Source organism: Leifsonia sp. McL0627 (assembly GCF_058244615.1).
On sequence record NZ_JBZCGM010000002.1, the window covers coordinates 279547 to 297477 of the forward strand.

The following is a 17931-nucleotide window of genomic DNA, read 5'->3' on the forward strand; positions in this document are numbered from 1 at the left end:
GGGCTCTGTCCAGGGAAGGCCCGTTCGGGAAAGCTGGCGCGAAATGGATACTGCGCGCACGCAATGTGGATATCGGCGGGAACGATCCCGAGGTTGACTGGACCAACCAACCAGCACAGAGGCTGCTCCCGCGCACGACCGACGCCGAGAGAACCATGATCGAGAACTGAGCATCATGACGTCAGGCGACCTTCCTCCCGAGGCAACCCGGCTCGTCGGGAGAAAGACGGAGCTGGCCGCTGCGCGCATCGCGCTGGGCGAGACGCGCATCCTGACCTTCACCGGCACAGGGGGCGTCGGCAAGACCCGCGTCGCACTCCGGCTCGCTCACGACGTCAAGCGAAGGTTCGCCGGCGGCGCCGTCCTCGTCGCCTTGGACAATTCGACCGACGCGACCGGCGTGCTGCACTCGATCCTGGATGCGCTCGGCCTGACCTCGAACTCGACCGACGCGCTCGCGACGATCATCGCCCACCTCGCGGACGCTGAGCTGCTGATCATCCTCGACACCTGCGACAGGGTGCTGGGAGCGTGCGCGGAAGTCGTACTCGCGATCGTCAAGGCCTGCGACCGCGTCAAGGTCGTCGCGACGACGCGGGAGTCGTTGCGGATAGCCGGGGAACGCATCCAGATCGTGCGTCCGCTGTCCCCTCCGGCCGACGACCCGGCCGACCCGCAGCGGCTCGCGGCCGGGTCGGTCGAGCTGTTTTCGATCGCTCGATGGTCGATCTAGACACGCTCAACACCAGTGGGCCGGATCTGACGTCCGTCGCCGACATCTGCCGTCGCCTCGACGGCGTGCCTCTCGCCATCGAACTCGCCGCCGGGCGCCGGGTCGTGCTCTCGGCGAGGGACATCCTGGAGCGGCTCGACCTGGACCTGCTGACCAGCCAGGACAGGAACGGCGTCGAACGTCATCGCAGCCTGCGCGCATCGATGCGCTGGAGCTACGAAACGTGCTCGCCTGTCGAGCAAGAGGCCTGGGCGCTGCTGTCCGTATTCGCTGGACGGTGGCATCCGGATGCGACAATCGCCGTGCTCGAATCGCTCGGCCTGTCCGCTGTCGGCGTCCTCGATCTGGTGCAGTCCCTCGTGTCGAAGTCCATCGTCGACAGAGTGGAGTCGCACGATCAGGTCTGGTATTCGATGCTGGACGGGACGAGACGGTTCGGCCGTGAACTGCTTGGCGACCGCGACGACGTCGACGCGGTGCGCCAGCGGCATCGCGACTGGTATCTGCAGCTGCTCATCGAAGCGAGCGAGACCTGGCTCAGCGCACGGCAGGCGTCGTGGCTGAGCCGGTTCGCCGACGAACTCCCCGACATCACGGCGGCAGTGGAGTTCTCGCTCGTGGACAGACGGGGCCCTGGGTCGGCCCTGGCCATCCTGATCCCCGGGTGGAGGATTCTGTGGGGGACGCAGACACGACTCACCGAATTCATCGGCCTCCTCGAACGAGCTCTCGCCGCAGAGAGCGCCCTGACGGCAGAGCGCGCTATCGGGTCGGCGATCCACGGGATGGTCACGGGCCTCCAAGGCGCGCCGGCCGCATCCAGTCGTTTCGACGAGGCGCGCGCCATCGCCGCGCGACTCGGCGATCGCTCCGCCCTCGCCTTCATCGACGGCGCCCGCGCGACTGTGGAACGTGACCCACGGAAATCCCTCCGTCTCTTCGAGCGCGCACTTGGCGGCGACCCTATCCCCGGCGACCGGTATCCGGGCTCACCGGCAGACGGAGCGTTCTTCCTGGCCGGTCTCGCTCTCACGTATGACCGCCTCGGCCTGGAACGGGCGGTGAGCGTCCGCGAGAAGGTTCTGCAGGTCGGCGCGTCGACCGGCGAGCGGTACGAAGGCGCAGCTCTGCTCCTCCACGCGTCGGCGATCAGCCTGCAGCGGGGCGACGCCGCGCAGGCGCGGACACTCGCTCGGCGCTCGCTGGTTCTGCAGCGGGAGCTGGCCAATCCTCTCGGCATCGCCCACACGCTGCACGCGATCGGGCGCGCCGACCTCTCCGCCGGTGATCTTGCTCTCGGCCCCGTGTTCCTCGGTGTGGCGGAAGCAGCCTGGCGCGGAGCCGGGCAATTGCCCCAGCCCGGCCCGTTCTCCACCGCGGTCTCCGCGTATGACGGCGCAACCGGCTCGCCCACCCGTTCGGCACTGCTCGAAGCGCGCCGCACGAAAGGGCTCGGGCTCTCCGTCGACGACGCCATCCGCACGGCTCTCGGTGAGCCCCCGCCCCAGCCGGCGCCACCGAGGCGTCACTCCGGAGACGGTCAGCTGAGCGCACGGGAGGCCGAGGTGTGCGACCTCATCACCGATGGTCTGACCGACCGCCAGATCGCCGCCCGACTCGTGCTTTCGGTGCGCACGGTGAACAACCATGTTCAGCGCATCCTGGCGAAGCTCGGTTTCAGTTCCCGCACCCAAGTGGTCGCCTGGCGCCTCAGGAGCGGGCGGTATGACGCAGTGAGGTAGCGGATTAGGCATTTATGACTACGCCCCTCTCGGCTCTGAGTTTGATGCTCAGACCATGACCCGAGAGATCCCCCTCAGCCCCGCGGAGCGCCCGTACTCCGGCCAAGCGCACACGCGCTCTCGCGTCGACGGCCTCGACGGTCTCGACGACGAGCAGCTGATTGCGCTCGTCCGCGCGGGAGGCGCCAGAGCCAAGCAGTCGTACGCCGAGCTCTGGAAGCGACACTCCCCTGCCGCACACGCGGCGGCCAGACGGATCACCGCCAGCTTCGACCCGGACGACCTCGCCTCCGAGGCGTTCACGAGGGTGCTCTCCTCCCTTCAGGTGGGGCGCGGCCCAGACCTGTCGTTCCGCGCCTACCTGATCGTGACCATGCGCAACGTCGCGGTGGGATGGGCGAGACAGGCCTCCCGGCTGTCCCTCCACGACCTCGAAGACCTCGACGCGCTCCCGCAGACCGCGGCCGGACTCGACCGGCTGGACAGACTCGCCGGATTCGAGGCGTTCCGATCGCTGCCGGAACGCTGGAGGAAGGTGCTCTGGTACAGCGAGGTGGACGACCTGAGCCCGGCGGAGATCGGCGAGATCTTCGCCATCAAGGCCTCGGCGGCAGCCATGCTGGCGTTTCGCGCCCGTCAGGGCCTGCGCAAAGCCTGGCGGTCGTCGACGGAGGCGGACCGGACAGGACAGGACGCGTGAGCAGCCGCCGGAGGTTCGGAGCGCCGGCGTAGAGGTCTCCCATACAGCGGAATCGAACGGGCCGCACGGTTTCGTTACGCCGCGTTTCACGCGGCGCGGCGTCGGCGCGGCGCGACCGATAGCGTCGGAGAACCAGTTCCGTGATCGTTTCGAGTCGAGCGAGCCCATGCCGTCCACACCGTCCGCCTATCCCGTCGAATTCGTCGACGTCGCCCGCGCTTTCGTCGCGCCGCGGGTGAAGGGCGAACGCGGCGGCACAGCGAAGGCGGGGAAGCAGCGCCTCGTGCTGCGGGACGTGTCGCTGACCGTGCAGGCAGGCGAGGTGGTCGCGATCCTCGGCGCGAGCGGCTGCGGCAAGTCCACCCTGCTGCGCATCGCCGGAGGCCTCGACAGCCCGAGCACCGGCGCCGCCCTGATCGACGGAACGGCCGTCGCCGGCATCGACCCCCGCTGCGCCGTCGGGTTCCAGGAGCCCCGGCTGCTCCCCTGGCGCTCGATCGCCGACAACGTCTCCCTCGGCCTCCCCCGCGGAATCGACAGATCGGCCGGCCGCGACCGCGTCGCTCAGCTCCTCGATCTGGTCGGGCTGTCCGCTTCCGCAGGGCTGCGACCGCGCGAGGTGTCGGGAGGCATGGCGCAGCGCGCCTCCCTCGCCAGGGCGCTCGCGCGCAATCCCGGGGTGCTGCTGCTGGACGAGCCGTTCGGGGCACTGGATGCGCTCACCCGGCTGAAGATGCAGGATCTGCTCCTCGACGTGCACGGCGCAGCCCCCACCACGATCCTCCTCGTCACCCACGACGTCGACGAGGCCCTCCAACTCGCCGACCGCATCATCCTGCTAGGCGCTGAAGACGGACGAGAGGGCGCGACCATCCGTCGGGTCGTCACCGTTCCGGGAAACCGCCCGCGCGACCGGGGTTCAGCGGAACTCGCCGAACTCAGGGCGGAGCTGCTGCACGGCCTAGGCATCGACCGCCACGGCCAGGCGCGCGGCATCCCGTCGACGAACACCATCCCCGCGTTCCCGTACTGATCCACAGCACAGAAGCACACCGTTCGACAACCTGAGAGGCATCATGCGCCGCACATCCACCATCGTCACCGCCGTCGCCGCGATCGCCGCCGCCGCGAGCCTGATGCTCACCGGCTGCGTCGCCGGCGAAGGCCAGGCGGCCGCCGACCCCGCGAGCACGTCCGGCACCACCAAGGGCGGAACGCTCAACATCGACTTCGCGACGTACAACCCGCTCAGCCTGGTGATCAAGAAGGAGGGCTGGCTCGAGAAGGCCCTCAAGAAGCAGGACATCACCGTCAACTGGGTGCAGTCGGCCGGCTCCAACAAGGCCAACGAGGCGCTCCGCTCCGGTGCGATCGACGTCGGCTCCACCGCGGGCTCCGCCGCCCTGCTCGCGCGTTCCAACGGCTCTGCCATCAAGACCATCGACATCTTCTCGCAGCCCGAGTGGTCTGCGATCGTGGTCGGCAAAGGCTCCACGATCACCTCGGTCAAAGACCTGAAGGGCAAGCAGGTCGCCGCCACCAAGGGCACCGACCCGTACTTCTTCCTCCTGCAGGCGTTGGAGGCGAACGGGCTCTCCGCCAACGACGTGACCATCCAGAACCTGCAGCACGCCGACGGCTGGTCGGCACTGCAGAACGGCTCGGTCGACGCCTGGGCCGGGCTCGACCCGATCATGGCCAACGCCGAGAAGTCGGGTGCCAAGCTGATCTACCGCAACGTGGCCTTCAACACCTACGGCTTCCTCAACGCGACGGAGTCGTTCGTCAAGAACAAGCCAGACGTGGCGCAGACCGTCGTGAACACCTACGAGTACGCCCGCGCCTGGGCGCTGAAGCACCCGACCGAGACCGCCTCGATCCTCTCCGACGTCGCCTCGATCGACCCGGCGGTCGCGACGACCGTCATCACGGAGCGCACCAACCTCGACGTGTCCAACATCCCGGGCGACGCGCAGCTCAAGGTCCTGAAGAAGGTCGGCCCGATCTTCGTCCAGACCGGCGACGTGCGCTCGCAGGCCGACATCGACAAGGCGCTCGACACGCTGCTCGACCCGACCTTCGCGAAGAAGGCCGACCCGAGCGCCATCGGAGGCTAAACACCGCATGAGTTACCAGAACGCACCGGAGGGCGACGGCGCCATCGTCTCTGTCAGCATGTACGGCACGGCGGTCGCCCGCGACGGCGGCCCCCGCACCGGAGGCTCCAGCGGCGACGAGCCGGGCGAACGAGGGCGAGGCGCCCGTGGGCGCACGATCGGGCAGTCGGATGCGCGCGTCCCGTTCCTGTCGCGTCGGTCCGTCCGGGTCGTCGGAGGCTTCGTGCTTCCGCTGATCCTGCTCGCGACCTGGCAGATCGCCTCCACCTCCGGTGCGTTCAACTCCTCGCAGCTCCCATCGCCGGCCATGGTGTGGGAGGCGGCGGTCGACCTGGCCAACCGTGGCCTGCTCGGCCTCTACATCGCGATCTCGACGCAGCGCGTGCTCATCGGGTTCGCCTGCGGAGCGCTCCTCGGCCTGGTTTTCGGTGCGCTGGTCGGGCTGTCGAGGCTGTGGGACATCTTCTTCAGCTCGACGCTCAGCGCCATCAGGGCGGTGCCGTCTCTTGCCTGGGTTCCGCTGCTGATCCTGTGGTTCAAGATCGGCGAGGAATCCAAGGTCATCCTGATCGCCATCGGTGCGTTCTTCCCCGTATACACGACCGTCGCCGCCGCGCTCAAGCACGTCGACCGCCACCTCGTCGAGGCCGGACGCGCTTTCGGGCTGAGCGGGGTGCGCCTGTTCACGACCGTGCAGCTGCCGTTCGTGCTGCCGTCGGTGATCTCCGGGCTGCGGCTCGCGCTCGCGCAGTCGTGGCTGTTCCTCGTCGCGGCGGAGCTCATCGCGTCGTCGATGGGCCTCGGCTACATGCTGAACGACTCGGCCAACAACGGGCGCACAGACCGCCTCTTCCTGGCGATCATCCTGCTCGCCATCCTCGGCAAGCTCAGCGACTCCCTGCTCGGCCTCTTCGAGCGCTGGTCCGCCCGGCGCTGGGGGTGAACGCGCGGGCGACGGCCCAGAGCACCACGCCGATCGCCAGGAGCACGAGCGCGATGCCGTACTGACCGCCTGGGCGGCCGGAGGTCCATGGGAAGACGAGGTAGAGGCAGGTGACCGCTCCGATGATCGGCAGCACGCGACCCGTACGGAAGTGCTTGTGGTCGACCGGCTGCCGACGCAGCACGAGCACGGCAACGTTGACGACGGCGAACACCGCGAGCAGCAGGAGCGACGTCGTTCCGCCGAGCAGCGCGACGATCGACCCTTTCGGGTCGAGGGAGACGTAGACGATCAGTCCGAGCGCGAGCGCGCTCGTGAACAGGATCGCCGCCCACGGCGTGCGACGCTTCCGCTGCACTTTCGAGAGGAAGCCGGGGAGTACGCCCTGCCTGCTCATGCCGTAGAGCAACCGGCTCGCCATCATCATGTTGATGAGCGCCGTGTTCGCGACGGCGAACATCGAGATGAACGGCAGCAGGTCGGCGATCGGGAAGTCCGGCGCCGCGGCCTGCACCGCCGTGACGAGCGGCGTCTCGCTGCCGGCCAGCTCGCCGATCGGCACCAGCGCGACGACGCAGATCGAGACGAGTACGTAGATCACAGCGGTGATCCCGAGGCCGGTGAGCATCATCTTCGGGAAGATCCTGCTCGGGTTCTTCGTCTCCTCCGCCATGTTCACCGAGTCCTCGAAGCCAACCATCGCGAAGAACGCGAGCGATGTCGCGGTGCTCACCGCCAGCAGGATGCTCTTGTCCTCCGGCGTCTCGAACGCCACGACGCGGGAGAGGTCCGCGTTGCCTCCCGCCATCGCCCACAGGCCGATCATGATGACGAGCAGCAGCCCGGACAGCTCGACGATGGTCAGCACGACGTTCAGCCAGACACTCTCGGTCACGCCGCGCAGGTTGACGAGCATGATCAGCACGATGAACGCGAGAGCGATCAGCAGTGTGACCGTGTTGTCGGACGGCAGGCCGAAGCCGACCGTCAAGTTGACGGCGAACGCCCGGGATGCCGTCGCCGCCGACGTGATGCCGGACGTCATCACGATGAAGCAGACGATGAACGTGAAGAAGTGCACGCCGAACGCCTTGTGCGTGTAGAGAGCAGCACCAGCCGCCTGCGGATATTTCGTCACGAGTTCGAGGTAGGAGAACGCCGTGACCGTGGCGACCGCGAACGCGAGCAGGAACGGCAGCCAGGCGGCGCCACCCACCTCAGCGGCGACCTGGCCGGTGAGGGCGTACACGCCCGTGCCGAGAATGTCCCCGACGATGAAGAGCAGCAGTAGCCCAGGGCCGAGCGCCCGTTTCAGCTCCGGCTGTTCGGTGTCGGCGGTCTTGATGACCTGGGTCCAGGATGGATTGCTCACGATCGCTCCGTTGTCAGTCGAGGGTGAGAGCCACTGTATGTGAAAGTTCTCAGAAATGTCACCCGGACAGGGCGCGACATCCTTGTATACCCTCGCGACCGGTGCGCGACCGCCCGCTCAGCGCCAGCTCAGCGCTTGCGGCCGGTGAAGTTCTCCATCGAGGAGTAGACGCCGAAGACGTTGCCCGCCACCGCATCCCAGGCCCGGAGCGGGAGCAGCCCTCTGAGGGTGCGCGCCAGTCCGACCGTCCACGGCAGCAGCAGCATCGGGCGACCGGCGAGCATCGCGGTCCACACGCGGTCCGTCACGTATTCCGGGGTGAGGATCGGCGTGAGCAGCGGACCCCGCGCGCCCTCGAACATCCCGGTGGAGATGTAGCTCGGCGCGACTGTCGTGACCTTCACGTGCCCGAAGCCCTGCTGCTTCAGTTCGAGCCGCAGGCTGTCGCTCCAGCCGATGACGGCCGACTTGGAGGCGGCGTACACGCTCATCCGCGGGTTCGACACCGTTCCCGCCGCCGAGGCGATGTTGACGATGCGCGCCTCGCGCGCGCTCGCGATCATGGCCGGAAGGAACTCGCGGGTGATGTACATCGGCGCGAGGGCGTTCACCTGCATGGTTTGCCTGGTGTCGTCGCCGTTGTCGTGCTCCCAGAAGTATTTGCCTCGGACGATCCCCGCGTTGTTGATGAGGACGTCGATGCCGTCCAACTCTTTGCGGACCGCCTGCGCCGACTGCGCGATGGCGCCGAGCTCCCCGAGGTCGAGAACATATGGATGCACGGTCGTCGTCGGTCGCCCGGCCGACGAACTCGGCGAACGACCAGGGCCGCCCCACGGTGACTCCGAGCGCTGGTCCATCACCTGCGCGCGCAGCTCGGCGGTCAGTGCGGTGAGGGCATCCTCGTCGCGATCCCAGAGGACGACGGCGGCCGCACCCTCGCGGACTGCACGTTCGGCGTACAGCTTCCCCATCCCGGAGGCAGCCCCCGTGATCAGCACTCGTGCGCCCCGAACCGTTCTCGTCATAGGTCCATCATCCCAAGTCGCGAGCCACCACGTCGGCCAGTGCTGCCAGCCGCCTAGGCCGCCGCCCTCTCAGCCGCCCCGCCCAGCCGCCCCTGTCACCGCCGGGCGCGGTACTCCGCCCGCTGCTCAACGGTGAGGTGCTCCGTCGCGTAGCTCAGCATGGTGCGGGGCATCCGGGGTGCGTACTCGTCGAGGAAGCCGGTGAGCGCCTCCCGGTCAACACGTTTGCCGACCTCGCGGAGCATCCAGCCGACCGCCTTGTGCATGAGGTCCTCGCGGTCGTCCAGCAACCTGGCGGCCAGGTCGAGCGTGGTGGACACGTCCCCGCGCTTGATGAAGGCGAACGTGGAGAGCACGGCGACGCGGCGCTCCCAGAGCACCTCGCTGGCCGCCAGCTCGTACAGCAGGTCGCGGGGGCGATCCCAGAGGAACTCGCCGAGGACGAACTCGGCCGACGCGTCGACGAGGTCCCAGTTGTTCACCCGGCCGCGGCGGACGGCGTCCAGGTAGAAGGCGGCGATCTCCCCGCGACGGGCGTCATCGCGGCTGCGCGGCCTGCTCGCGAGCTCGAAGTCACTGTTCAGGATCACGAGCGCGGCGAGACGGTGCTCGTGCACCTCGCTGTCGAGCAGTGCGCGCAACTCGCCCAGCGGCATCCCGCCGAAGTGTTTCGCGACGGCACGGGTCCGCGGGACGCGGACGCCGATGAACACGTCGCCCTCCCCGTACTCGCCGGGGCCCGTCTTGAAGAAGCGCTGCAGGAACACCGCGTCCTCCGGGTCGGCGACCTCCGCGAGCGCATCGCGCACCTGGGCTGCCGTCACCCCGCCGAGCATACCCACCCCGATCGGCGCGGGAAAACTGCGCGTGCGAGCCATCTGGCGCAAGGGACGACACCGGATGGTCAAAAAATGTTCGGATGCGAGTGGATAGGCTCGATTGAGGGTGCATTCGGCACCCGAACCAGTGCCGCAGCCGCGGACGACCAACGACGGGAGGTTCGTCATGTCACAATTCGTTTCCCAGTTCAGTGCAAACGCCATTGTCGGAGAGCCCGAGGTCGTCGAGGACGCCCGTTCCGTGCGGTCGCTGGCGACGCATCCCGCGTGGCTTGCCCTCAAAGAGGCTGCCGTCGCACTGCAGCAGGTGCAGGTCAAGGACGGCTCGGTTCCCGAGGACGCCGACAAGGCGGGGGCTGTGCAGCAGGTGGATGCGATCGTCGCGTCGATCGCCGAGCTCGCGCCGCACTTCCCGCACGATGCCGCCTACCTGGAGGCGCTCCGCGTCGACTTCCGCCGCTGGGCGGACGACGGCCTGGGTGTCCCGGACTTCCTGGACTCGCTGAACGCGTTCCAGCCGCAGCAGCACCGCGTCGACGGACTCGGCCACCTGGTCGTGTTCCCGATGTACACGCAGAACGGCTCGACCAATCGCCTCGTCGAGGCCTTGCTGGTGGAGGTGATCTGGCCGGAGTTCATCGCGGCGCTCGAAGCGGGCGACTACGGCAACAAGCTGTTCGTCCCGCTGCGTTTCGTGGACTTCACGCCCGGCTACGACACCAACTCGGCCGTGCTGTTCCCCGAGACAGTGGCGATGCGCGAGATCCCGACGTTCACGTGGGGTGCGATCTTCCAGGATCGTGAGGCTGCACGCTACCGGCGTGTGGTGCGGGCGGCGTCGCAGATCACGAAGCTGGAGCTGCCGGCGGATGCGGCGGCGATGCTGGAGGATCAGGCGCTGACGGAGGAGACCTTCGTGATGTGGGATCTGATCCACGATCGCAGTCACATGCGTGGGGATCTGCCGTTCGATCCGTTCATGATCAAGCAGCGGATGCCGTTCTTCCTCTACTCGCTGGAGGAGCTGCGTTGCGACCTGACGGCGTTCCGCGAATCGGTGCGGCAGGAGCGCGAGCTGTCGGCGCTGCCGGAGGCGGAGCTGTCGGAGGCGCAGCGTCAGATCCGTCACCACGCGAAGCTGGTGCAGTATGCGGTGATCTTCGACCGGATCTTCCGGTTCGCGATCACCGGCAGCCGGATCCGCAACTATGACGGGCTCGGCGGCCAGTTGCTGTTCGCGTGGATGCACCAGCACGACGTGCTGCACTGGACGGACACCCAGCTGACCATCGACTGGGACGGCGTGCCCGAGGTGGTCGTGGCACTCAGCGACCGGATCAACGACCTGTACTGGCGTTCCATCGACCGGCCCAAGGTGGCGCACTGGCTGGCCGCATACGAGATGCTCACCGAAACGCTCACCCCGAACCCCGCCTCCCAGTGGGCGCGCGGGCTGCCGGACGAAATCCTCGCCGGCGTTCCGAAGGGATACACCGACCAGGTGCTGGACGACGAGTTCCCGCTCTCGATGTTCTACGAAGCACTGAACAAGAAGATGGCCAGCGTCATCGAATCCACCGCCGGCATCACTGCCACGTCGGACGAGCGGTGACGGAAGGTCTACCCCTCACCGGGCGGCTGGTGCTGGTCGCGGGGGCGACCAGCACCAGCGGTGAGGCCGTCGCGCGTTCGCTCATCGCAGCGGGCGCGACGGTCCTCGCCGTCGGCACGCGGCCGGAGGCGCTCGACGCCCTGGCCGCGGCCGTCCCCGGCGTCGACACCCGGGTCTGCGACCTCGCCGACCGGGATGCGGTGGCCGAGCTGGCCATGCGCATCCACTTGAAATTCGGTGCGATCGACGGGCTCATCCACCTGGTCGGCGGCTGGCGCGGTGGCGGGGGCATCGCCGGGCAGTCCGACGAAGACTGGGACATCTTGGAGCGGGCGTTCCGCACGCTGCGGAACACCACAAGGGTGTTCTACGACGACCTCGTCGCTTCATCAGCAGGCCGTCTCGCAATCGTGTCGTCGACGGCGGTCGAGAAGCCGTACGCGGGCGGCGCGAACTATGCTGCGGCGAAAGCGGCAGGGGATGCGTGGACGCGCGCCGTCGCTCAGGGCTTCGCGAAGCAGGCCCCGAACGCTGCGGCCGTCGTGTTCGTCGTGAAGTCGCTCGACGGACTCGAAGAGCAGCTCGGCGCCTCCGTCGCCGCTCTCTGGGAGGCCGATCCCTCCACAATCAACGGCACGCGCGAGTTGCTCACACCTCCCGCCGACGCCGCGAACTGACTCTCTCACTCCTGCAAGGATGGATACGTGACGCTACAACTCCATGACCTCAACCTGCGCGGTTTCGCCTCCGACAACTACGCGGGTGTCCACCCAGAAATCCTCGACGCCATCGCGGCGGCCAACGAGGGCCATCAGATCGCGTACGGCGAAGACGTGTACACCGCACGGTTGCACGAGGTGTTCGCCGAGCACTTCGGCGACGGCGTGCAGGTGTTCCCCGTGTTCAATGGCACCGGCGCGAACGTGGTCGGGCTGCAGTCGATGATCCCGCGTTGGGGCGCCGTGGTGTGTGCCAAGACCGCTCACATCAACACCGACGAGGCGGGTGCGCCCGAGCGCGTGGCCGGCATCAAGCTGCTCCAGGTCGAGACGCCAGACGGCAAGCTGACCCCCGACCTCATCGACAAGGAGGCCTGGGGCTGGGGCGACGAGCACCGCGCGCAACCGCTCGTCGTGTCGATCACCCAGACCACAGAGCTCGGCACCGCATACAGCGTCGACGAGGTCAAGGCGATCGCCGACCACGTCCACTCGCTCGGCATGAAGCTGCACATGGACGGAGCCCGCATCGCGAACGCTGCCGCATCGCTCGGCGTCCCGCTCCGCGCGTTCACCACCGACGCCGGGGTGGATGTGCTCAGCTTCGGCGGGACCAAGAACGGGATGCTCTACGGCGAGGCCATCGTCGTGCTCAACCCGGAGGCGGCGGACGGCCTGATCTACCTGCGCAAGCTGAACATGCAGCTTGCGTCGAAGATGCGGTTCATCTCCGCCCAGCTGATCGCTCTGCTCAGCGACGACCTCTATCTGCGCTCCGCCTCGCACGCGAACGCGATGGCCAACCGCCTGCGCACCTCGCTGGAGACAGGCATCGCCGACGGCAGCATCGTCGGGGTCGGCTTCAGTCAGGCGACGCAGTCGAACGGCGTGTTCGCCACCCTGCCCGCCGGGGTCGCTGACCGGCTGCGCGAGCACTTCCGCTTCTACGACTGGGACGCCGCGCGGCACGAGGTGCGCTGGATGTGCTCGTTCGACACGTCGGAGCACGACATCGACGCGTTCGTGGCCGCTCTGAAGCAGGAACTGGCGGCGTAGACAGTTCAGTTCTTGCGTTACAGTGTCGGGTTTGTGACGTCAAGAGGCTCGAACACCCCAAGTGAGGGCCAGAATGACACTCCTACTGGGGTACAAATCGTGTCCTCCATTTGACCCACACGGGTGAGTTCTTCGCTAGTCTGTAATAGCCGGCGGAGGAACCCGAATATCCTCCGAAGGTAACCCCGAACGTATGCCGGGCTGCGTGGATTCCCTAGGTTCACGCACCCGGCATCGTGGCTTTAACGGGCATTCGTTCGAGGCCCGTTCAGGCGCGGTCGTGCAGGGTGATCTGGTAGCCGTCCGGGTCGGCGAACGTGAACGTCCGGCCGAACGGGCCGTCGATGGGGGCGACGACGATGGGGTGGCCGTCGGCCACGAGTGCGTCATGGATGGCCTGGACATCGGTGGCGTGCAGCCAGATCGCGGCTCCGATGCCGGGCTGGGCGGCCGAGGCGAGATCGGTGCCAGGCACGATGTCGCGGAGGGCGAACGCGACCGGCGTCGTCTCGAAGACGACGGCGTGCGGCGGGCCGGCCTGCGAGCGGACCAGGCCGAGGTACTGCTCGTAGAACGCCTGGGATGCGGCGAGGTCGCTCGCCTGGAGGGAGATGAAGTCGGGGCCGGTGACGGGCATGGTGGGAATCCTTTGTTGTGCGTGCCGGGAATCTGTGTCAGTTTTCTGACACGTCTCAATCTATGTCAGAATACTGACATGAGTCAAGACAGAACCGGTATCGACTTGGAGACGTCACTGGGCTATCTGCTCAAAGAGGCGTCAAGCGCTCTCCGGGCTGCGATGGAGGCCGTGCTCCGTCCGCTCGGAATGACCGTGACGCACTATTCATGCCTCGAACTTCTGTCGCAGCGTCCAGGACTGTCGAATTCCGAACTCGCCCGCGGCGCCTTCGTGACCCGGCAGTCGATGAACGTGCTGCTGCAGGCCCTGGAGCGGGACGGCTTCGTGACCAGGCCATCAGAGGCGCCGGTCGGCAAGGTGCTCCCGACGCAGCTCACGCCGCTCGGCCGGCGGAGCCTGGAGACGGCGACCGCGGCGGTCCGGTCGGTCGAGGTCAGGATGCTGGCCGGGATGACCGACGCCGAGCAGGCCGGCGCGTTCCGGATCCTGCAGAGCATGGTCCGCTCGCTGCGCGACGGCGACGGTGACGGTGACGGCAGCAGCAGCCGCGACGGCAGCGCGGCGTCCTAGCGGGCCGGCTCCGACCAGTACGTGTAGCTGGACGCTGCGACGAAACCGAGGCTCTCGTACAGAGCGAGTGCTCCCGCGTTGTCGGCCATGACCTGCAACCAGAGACGGTCGACGCCGTGCGGTCCCGCTGCGGCGGCGACACCCCGGATGAGGGCGGCGGCGTGTCCGCGGCGGCGCGCCTCCGGCCTGGTCGCCACGGCGAAGAGGCCGCCCCAGCCGCCCACGACCGCGAGGCGGGCGACGGCATCGGGGCGTTCCGGGTCGCCGGAAGACGCGTAGAGCGCTGGCCCCCCGGTGAGGATCTGCTCGGCGACGGCGCGGGCCACGTCGTCGCCGCGACCGTCGACCGACCACCAGAGGTCCATCCAGGCCGGGGACGGAGCAGGCGCGACGGTGATCGCGCATTCGCCGGAAGTCGCTGCGATCGCCACTCGGTCGGCGACCAGGATGCTCGTGGCCGAGTGCTCGCGGTAGCCGCGTGCCTCCAAAGCGGCGGGAAGCGCAGGCTCCGTGGCCGGACTGACCTGGAACACGGTCGGAAGGTCGCGGTCCCGATAGGCGCGCTCGGCCGCGTCGACGGCTGACGGCAGGGTCGCCGCGTCCACCCGTCCCGCCGGGAGCACGGAGTTGGCACGGTTGGTGACCCCCGCGGCGAAGCGGAGGACCCACGGCCCGACGGACTCGCGCTCGATGGACGGCCAGCCGCGGTCGGCGAGAGCGTCCAGTTCGGCGGGCGATGGGAGGGGACGCATGACGGCCACGCTACCTCCGCCTCCGGTCTCCGTGCGCGAAGCCTCGGAGCGCAGGTCGCGAGCAGTGTGCGGCGGCGTCCAGGGATCGGTTGACTCCGGCGGCGACGGGCGTACCGTCGGTGATCGCCCGGGCGAACCCGACTCGGTGCCCGCGAGAGGACCAGAGATGACAGAGACGCTGACAGACTCCCAAGTCGAAGGGCTGGGCGCGAAGACGGTCGCGCACGTCGTGCACTATCGGCGGAAGACCTACGTGACGAAGCCGTCGGAGGGGTATGCGCTGCTGAAGCGCGTCCGTACGCTGCTCAAGGATGGCACGACCGATCTGGTTCCTCTGGTGCACAGGGACGGGTTCGTCTGGCTGGCCGTCGGGCCGGGCATCCCGATCGCAGTGGACGAGATCGAGTCCGACCCCGGGCACGGGGAGCACCACACGTTGAAGCGGCTCGGGCTCGACTGACCGCACCTGCGCTGACACGGAAGGGTGGCCCGGCCGGAGCGGGACCACCCTTCAGGTCGGAACCGGTCAGGCTCCGGCGACCGGGACGAGGTCGCGCTTGCGCGGTGCGGACTCGATGACGGGCACAGCTGGGGCTGCAGCTGCCGGCACGGACGGCTTCGCCGGCTTGGCCCCCTTGACGGGAGCGGCGGGGGCAGCGGCATCCGGTGCACCAGCGGCATCCCGTGCACCAGCGGCATCCGGTGCACCAGCCGCATCCGTCGCCGTGAACTCGCGCAGCCACGGCACGAGGTCCTTGCCGAGGTCGTCGCGGGCGGCGGCGAGTTGCACGATCGCCTTGATGTAGTCGAGGCGGTCGCCAGTGTCGTAGCGGCGGCCGGAGAAGACCACCCCGTGCACACCGCCCGTCCAGTCCGGCGCCGTCGCGAGGCCCTGCAGCGCATCCGTCAGTTGGATCTCGCCGCCCTTGCCCGGCTCCGTCTTCTCCAGGATGTCGAAGATCTCCGGCCGGAGTACATACCGCCCGATCACCGCGTAGTTCGACGGAGCGCTCTCGCGGTCCGGTTTCTCGACCAGGCCGGTGATCCGCACCACGTCGTCCTCGTCGGTCTCGACCACCGCAGCGGCGCCGTAGAGGTGGATCTGGCTCGGGTCGACTTCGAGCAGCGCGACCACGGTGGTGTTGAGCCGGTGCTGCACCTCGAGCATCCTGGTCAGCAGGGGGTCCCTGGCGTCGATGATGTCGTCGCCGAGGAGCACGGCGAACGGCTCGTGCCCGATGTGCATCTTGGCGCGCAGCACGGCGTGGCCGAGGCCCTTGGGGTCGCCCTGCCTGACGTAGTGCATGTCGGCGAGCGCCGTGGACTGGTTGACCTTCTCCAGACGGTCGAGGTCGCCCTTCCTGGCCAGGGTGTCTTCGAGCTCGGTGTTGCGGTCGAAGTGGTTCTCCAGCGCGTTCTTGTTGCGGCCGGTCACCAGCAGGACGTCGTTCAGTCCTGCGCCGACCGCCTCCTCGACCACGTACTGGATGGCCGGCTTGTCGACGACGGGGAGCATCTCCTTGGGCATCGCCTTGGTGGCGGGAAGGAAACGGGTGCCGAGCCCTGCGGCCGGGATGACGGCCTTTGTCACGTAACTGGTCATGATGGTTCCTCTCGAGGGGTCCTGCGGGGAGGTGAAACAGTGGATGCGGCGAGCGCGGACAGCGCGTCAGCGCACGCCGGCCAGCGCGGCGAGGTCGTCGGCGAGCGGGGCGCCCTCCGGCACCCTGCCCATCACGCGCACGGACCAGCCGGCCCGCGACCAGGCGGGGGCGTCGAGGCAGTTGCGGGCGTCGATCACGGTCTTCCCGTGCACGAGCGCGGCGAGGGCGACCGGGTCGGCCTCGACGAACTCCGGCCACTCGGTGAGGACCACGGTGACGTCGGCGCCGTTCACGGCCTCCTCGACGGAGTCCGCGTATCCGAGGGTCGGGAACATCCGCTGGGCGGTGCCGCGCGCCTCCGGGTCGTAGACGACGACCTGCGCTCCGCGGAGGTGCAGGGCGGCGGCGACGTTGAGGGCCGGCGAGTCGCGCACGTCGTCGGTGTGCGGCTTGAACGCGGCGCCGAGCACGCCGATCCTGCGGTTCAGCACGGAGCCTCCGCAGGCTTCGAGAGCGAGGTCGATGACCCGCTGGCGGCGGCCCATGTTGATCTCGTCCACCTGCTGCAGCAACCCGACCGCTGCGTGCGCTCCGAGTTCGCTCGACCGGTGCATCAGGGCGCGGATGTCTTTGGGGAGGCAGCCGCCGCCGAAACCGAGCCCGGCGTTCAGGAACTGGCGGCCGATCCGGACGTCATGGCCGAGCGCATCCGCCAGCAGGGAGACGTCGGCTCCCGCAGCGTCGCACACCTCGGCGATGGCGTTGATGAACGAGATCTTGGTGGCGAGGAACGCGTTGGCGCTCACCTTCACCAGTTCGGCGGTCGGCAGGTCGGCCACGAGGACCGGAGTGCCCGCCGCGATCGGGGTGGCGTAGATGCGCCGGAGGACAGCCTCCGAGCGCTCCGACGTGCCGCCGAAGACCAGGCGGTCCGGCGAGAGGGTGTCCTCGACGGCCTTCCCCTCACGCAGGAACTCGGGGTTCCAGACCAGTTCGGCAGAGACGCCCGCCGGGAGCTCGGCCGCCACGATGGCACGCAACCGCGCCGCCGTGCCGACCGGAACCGTCGACTTCCCGACGATGACGCCGTCGTGCGTCATGTTCTGTGCGATCGAGCGCGCCGCCGCCTCCACGTAGCTGAGGTTCGCGGCGAAGCTGCCCGACTGCTGCGGAGTGCCGACGCAGATGAAGTGCACGTCGGCGAGCGCCGTCGCCTCCGCGATGTCGGTGGTGAAGTTCAACCGACCGGATGCGACGTGCTGGGTGATGAGCTCCGGCAGACCGGGCTCGAAGAACGGGACACGGCCGTCGCGGAGGGCGTCGACCTTGCTCTGGTCGGTGTCGACGCCGATGACGTCGAAGCCGAGCTCCGCCATGGCTGCGGCGTGGGTGGCGCCGAGGTATCCGGTGCCGATCACGCTGATGCGGGGAGCCGGCTGATCCTTCGCGGCCTTCTTGGTGGTCATGTCGCGTGGTCCTTTCGCTGGGGTGTTCGCTGAACTGC

17 protein-coding genes and 1 pseudogene are annotated in these 17931 nt (G+C 68.4%); 11 read left to right on the plus strand and 7 right to left on the minus strand.

Translation table 11 applies throughout. The features are described 5' to 3' along the window. The first annotated feature begins 175 nt into the window (after positions 1-175). From AC37TH_RS01795 to AC37TH_RS01820, 6 genes are all read left to right on the plus strand, one after another. Positions 176-733, plus strand: coding sequence for an AAA family ATPase (locus AC37TH_RS01795; RefSeq protein ID WP_490762643.1), 558 nt, complete (start codon positions 176-178; stop codon positions 731-733). After that, the gene (locus AC37TH_RS01800; protein ID WP_490762644.1) at positions 721-2475 is read left to right on the plus strand and encodes an ATP-binding protein; all 1755 of its coding nucleotides are present in this window, start codon (positions 721-723) and stop codon (positions 2473-2475) included. The genes AC37TH_RS01795 and AC37TH_RS01800 overlap by 13 nt, the downstream gene beginning before the upstream one ends. Positions 2476-2530: 55 nt before the next feature. After that, positions 2531-3175 (plus strand): RNA polymerase sigma factor, encoded by a 645-nt coding sequence (locus AC37TH_RS01805; protein WP_490762645.1) that lies wholly within the window; start codon positions 2531-2533, stop codon positions 3173-3175. Positions 3176-3341: 166 nt separating this feature from the next. Next, entirely contained in the window at positions 3342-4208 is an 867-nt protein-coding gene (locus AC37TH_RS01810) for an ABC transporter ATP-binding protein (protein ID WP_490762646.1), read from the plus strand. A gap of 43 nt (positions 4209-4251) precedes the next feature. After that, entirely contained in the window at positions 4252-5292 is a 1041-nt protein-coding gene (locus tag AC37TH_RS01815; RefSeq protein WP_490762647.1) for an aliphatic sulfonate ABC transporter substrate-binding protein, read from the plus strand. A gap of 7 nt (positions 5293-5299) precedes the next feature. Further along, complete coding sequence (locus tag AC37TH_RS01820) at positions 5300-6235, plus strand: ABC transporter permease (protein ID WP_490762648.1); 936 nt, start codon at positions 5300-5302, stop codon at positions 6233-6235. Here the strand turns inward: AC37TH_RS01820 and AC37TH_RS01825 are convergent. The 3 genes from AC37TH_RS01825 to AC37TH_RS01835 form a co-directional block, all read right to left on the minus strand. After that, positions 6180-7607 (minus strand): APC family permease, encoded by a 1428-nt coding sequence (locus AC37TH_RS01825; protein ID WP_490762649.1) that lies wholly within the window; start codon positions 7605-7607, stop codon positions 6180-6182. The two genes, AC37TH_RS01820 and AC37TH_RS01825, sit on opposite strands and share 56 nt — an antisense overlap. Positions 7608-7735: 128 nt before the next feature. Further along, positions 7736-8635: an SDR family NAD(P)-dependent oxidoreductase gene (locus AC37TH_RS01830; protein WP_490762650.1), complete on the minus strand. Its 900-nt coding sequence runs from the start codon at positions 8633-8635 to the stop codon at positions 7736-7738. 95 nt (positions 8636-8730) lie between these two features. Next, on the minus strand, positions 8731-9459 hold the full coding sequence (locus AC37TH_RS01835) for a DNA alkylation repair protein (protein ID WP_490762651.1): 729 nt from the start codon (positions 9457-9459) through the stop codon (positions 8731-8733). 181 nt (positions 9460-9640) lie between these two features. Here AC37TH_RS01835 and AC37TH_RS01840 point away from each other — a divergent pair, with 181 nt between their 5' ends. Genes AC37TH_RS01840 through AC37TH_RS01850 form a run of 3 tightly spaced genes read left to right on the plus strand, consistent with a single transcriptional unit; the run spans position 9641 to position 12861 of the window. Continuing rightward, entirely contained in the window at positions 9641-11086 is a 1446-nt protein-coding gene (locus tag AC37TH_RS01840) for a DUF6421 family protein (protein WP_490762652.1), read from the plus strand. Beyond that, positions 11083-11763, plus strand: coding sequence for an SDR family oxidoreductase (locus AC37TH_RS01845; RefSeq protein WP_490762653.1), 681 nt, complete (start codon positions 11083-11085; stop codon positions 11761-11763). The genes AC37TH_RS01840 and AC37TH_RS01845 overlap by 4 nt, the downstream gene beginning before the upstream one ends. A gap of 27 nt (positions 11764-11790) precedes the next feature. After that, on the plus strand, positions 11791-12861 hold the full coding sequence (locus AC37TH_RS01850) for a threonine aldolase family protein (RefSeq protein WP_490762654.1): 1071 nt from the start codon (positions 11791-11793) through the stop codon (positions 12859-12861). A 268-nt stretch (positions 12862-13129) separates the two neighbouring features. On the opposite strand, the gene AC37TH_RS01855 is transcribed toward AC37TH_RS01850, so the two are convergent. After that, positions 13130-13498 carry a VOC family protein gene (locus AC37TH_RS01855; protein WP_490762655.1) on the minus strand — a complete coding sequence of 123 codons (369 nt, stop codon included), beginning with the start codon at positions 13496-13498 and terminating at the stop codon, positions 13130-13132. Positions 13499-13576: 78 nt separating this feature from the next. Here AC37TH_RS01855 and AC37TH_RS01860 point away from each other — a divergent pair, with 78 nt between their 5' ends. Then, positions 13577-14071: a MarR family winged helix-turn-helix transcriptional regulator gene (locus tag AC37TH_RS01860; RefSeq protein ID WP_490762656.1), complete on the plus strand. Its 495-nt coding sequence runs from the start codon at positions 13577-13579 to the stop codon at positions 14069-14071. On the opposite strand, the gene AC37TH_RS01865 is transcribed toward AC37TH_RS01860, so the two are convergent. After that, entirely contained in the window at positions 14068-14823 is a 756-nt protein-coding gene (locus tag AC37TH_RS01865) for a GNAT family N-acetyltransferase (protein WP_490762657.1), read from the minus strand. The genes AC37TH_RS01860 and AC37TH_RS01865 overlap by 4 nt on opposite strands. 166 nt (positions 14824-14989) lie before the next feature. Between AC37TH_RS01865 and AC37TH_RS01870 the strand changes: the two genes are divergently transcribed. Further along, complete coding sequence (locus AC37TH_RS01870) at positions 14990-15283, plus strand: hypothetical protein (protein ID WP_490762658.1); 294 nt, start codon at positions 14990-14992, stop codon at positions 15281-15283. A 261-nt stretch (positions 15284-15544) separates the two neighbouring features. Here the strand turns inward: AC37TH_RS01870 and galU are convergent. Next, a pseudogene (gene galU, locus AC37TH_RS01875) lies at positions 15545-16426 on the minus strand (UTP--glucose-1-phosphate uridylyltransferase GalU); the annotation flags it as partial. Positions 16427-16492: 66 nt separating this feature from the next. Further along, positions 16493-17893 carry a UDP-glucose dehydrogenase family protein gene (locus AC37TH_RS01880; RefSeq protein WP_490762659.1) on the minus strand — a complete coding sequence of 467 codons (1401 nt, stop codon included), beginning with the start codon at positions 17891-17893 and terminating at the stop codon, positions 16493-16495. Positions 17894-17931 lie beyond the last annotated feature (38 nt).

Excerpts from the sequence above, each read along its gene's own strand:
- AC37TH_RS01880 (WP_490762659.1), bottom strand. The coding sequence starts at position 17,893 with ATGACCACCAAGAAGGCCGCGAAGGATCAGCCGGCTCCCCGCATCAGC.
- AC37TH_RS01860 (WP_490762656.1), top strand. The coding sequence starts at position 13,577 with ATGAGTCAAGACAGAACCGGTATCGACTTGGAGACGTCACTGGGCTAT.
- AC37TH_RS01800 (WP_490762644.1), top strand. The coding sequence starts at position 721 with ATGGTCGATCTAGACACGCTCAACACCAGTGGGCCGGATCTGACGTCC.
- AC37TH_RS01830 (WP_490762650.1), bottom strand. The coding sequence starts at position 8,635 with ATGACGAGAACGGTTCGGGGCGCACGAGTGCTGATCACGGGGGCTGCC.
- AC37TH_RS01865 (WP_490762657.1), bottom strand. The coding sequence starts at position 14,823 with ATGCGTCCCCTCCCATCGCCCGCCGAACTGGACGCTCTCGCCGACCGC.
- AC37TH_RS01855 (WP_490762655.1), bottom strand. The coding sequence starts at position 13,498 with ATGCCCGTCACCGGCCCCGACTTCATCTCCCTCCAGGCGAGCGACCTC.
- AC37TH_RS01840 (WP_490762652.1), top strand. The coding sequence starts at position 9,641 with ATGTCACAATTCGTTTCCCAGTTCAGTGCAAACGCCATTGTCGGAGAG.
- AC37TH_RS01870 (WP_490762658.1), top strand. The coding sequence starts at position 14,990 with ATGACAGAGACGCTGACAGACTCCCAAGTCGAAGGGCTGGGCGCGAAG.
- AC37TH_RS01810 (WP_490762646.1), top strand. The coding sequence starts at position 3,342 with ATGCCGTCCACACCGTCCGCCTATCCCGTCGAATTCGTCGACGTCGCC.
- AC37TH_RS01805 (WP_490762645.1), top strand. The coding sequence starts at position 2,531 with ATGACCCGAGAGATCCCCCTCAGCCCCGCGGAGCGCCCGTACTCCGGC.
- AC37TH_RS01820 (WP_490762648.1), top strand. The coding sequence starts at position 5,300 with ATGAGTTACCAGAACGCACCGGAGGGCGACGGCGCCATCGTCTCTGTC.
- AC37TH_RS01815 (WP_490762647.1), top strand. The coding sequence starts at position 4,252 with ATGCGCCGCACATCCACCATCGTCACCGCCGTCGCCGCGATCGCCGCC.
- AC37TH_RS01795 (WP_490762643.1), top strand. The coding sequence starts at position 176 with ATGACGTCAGGCGACCTTCCTCCCGAGGCAACCCGGCTCGTCGGGAGA.